The following is a 1,608-nucleotide window of genomic DNA, read 5'->3' on the forward strand; positions in this document are numbered from 1 at the left end:
TATCAATAAAAAGGATTCGTCAGCTTAGAAACAATATCCAGAATGAATTGCGTGCCTGTGGAAAAAATACACAGTCTGATAATCGAATTGTCAAAGAACAAACTTTATATGCAAAAACCTAACCGGACACTACTGGAAAAATGTACGGATTTCAGCTCTGGGCCAATCTGCCGTCACGGGAAAAGATGATGAATCCGCGGTATCGGGATGTATCTTACGATCAGATACCTGAAGTAAAACTTCCTAATAATACAATTATCAGAATCATTTCAGGTGAAGTATCGGGCATTAAAGGTCCGGTCCGGGGTGTCGTAATTGATCCTGAGTATATAGACGTTACAGTTCCTGCAAATTCGGAATTCAGGCATTCGACGAAAAAGGGCTATACAGTCTTTGCCTATATAATTGGCGGTCAGGGATATTTCTGCAAGGAGAAAAACCCTTTTGCTTACGAGGTGGAAGGAAGAAATTACTTTGATATTCAGCGCGATCCTTTTGTAGGCAATCATACGATCGTTCTATTTGACGACGGCGATGAGATAATGGTCTTTACAGAAGAGCATGAAGTAAGATTCCTCCTGATCTCCGGCAAGCCGCTTGGTGAACCGGTTGCATGGTATGGCCCCATAGTTATGAATACCCGGGAAGAATTAGAAATCGCTTTTAAGGAATATGAGGAAGGGACTTTCATCAAATACAAAGGTTGAATTAATCCAAAATTATTTCGTCCGTCTCTATCATGCTTATGATACCAAGTTGTATTCGAAAGCCAGCAATAGGTGGCAAGGAGGTTTTTCGGCAGGTGTAAGTTTATTGGTAAGGCGTGGCCAAAGAACAGTGGATAAATTAGGCTATTATATCGTTTATACATAATAATTACGGCAAGTTAAATGTTTATTCACTATTCAAGATGTGACACCAATACCCTCATTTTTATGGGCAAAAGCGGCACCGCTAAAACGCACCTGGCCACCGGAAGCTTCTTTATCTCATTATTCGACAGTTTGTACCCGAGATTTCGGATAACCATGCTTTGAAGGCTCAGAATATGTGTGGTACGATGCCTGACAAACAAAAGCCGTCGTCGCAGAAAATCTCTGACCGCTCGCTATAACCATTAAGACTTGAATATTTGATGCCCATATCCATGATCCGCCTTCCCCCGAAAGCTTTTAAAACTCTCACAAACATGATAGCCTATAAATGAATAACCAAATCATTAGAGCTTTGCCGATCTTTTGCTCACAATTTTATGAACTCAACAACTCATGAGCTATTCTTTACAGAAGTATTTAAAAAAACAAATAATGCTATTTAATAGCCAAAAATACTTAATTCTTTAACACTAAAATTCTAAACCAAATACTACTGAAAATAGCTATATATATGCCAAATATAGCCAATGTATAAAAATTATGATTCTTAATGAGCTAATTTCAAAACGATTAAAGGCGGCTTGTTAAACAGTTAAAGTTTCACTGTTTTTGAAGCCGTTCAAACATGGTTTTAAAATTTTGCGATATTTTTTCACAAAACATAAAAAGATGGCATGTAAAATGCATTGCAATTTATATACCAAGTATTTCAAGCACTTACGTCAACTTTTGC

The 1,608-nt window shown here is 37.7% G+C and carries 1 protein-coding gene; it reads left to right on the forward strand.

The window, feature by feature from the left end; genetic code table 11:
- The first annotated feature begins 140 nt into the window (after positions 1-140).
- Positions 141-707: a pirin family protein gene (locus VXK47_RS12765; protein WP_435549166.1), complete on the forward strand. Its 567-nt coding sequence runs from the start codon at positions 141-143 to the stop codon at positions 705-707.
- Positions 708-1,608 lie beyond the last annotated feature (901 nt).

Source organism: Desulfobacterium sp. N47 (genome assembly GCF_051233685.1).
Taxonomy (GTDB): domain Bacteria; phylum Desulfobacterota; class Desulfobacteria; order Desulfobacterales; family RPRI01; genus RPRI01.

Excerpts from the sequence above, each read along its gene's own strand:
- VXK47_RS12765 (WP_435549166.1), top strand. The coding sequence starts at position 141 with ATGTACGGATTTCAGCTCTGGGCCAATCTGCCGTCACGGGAAAAGATG.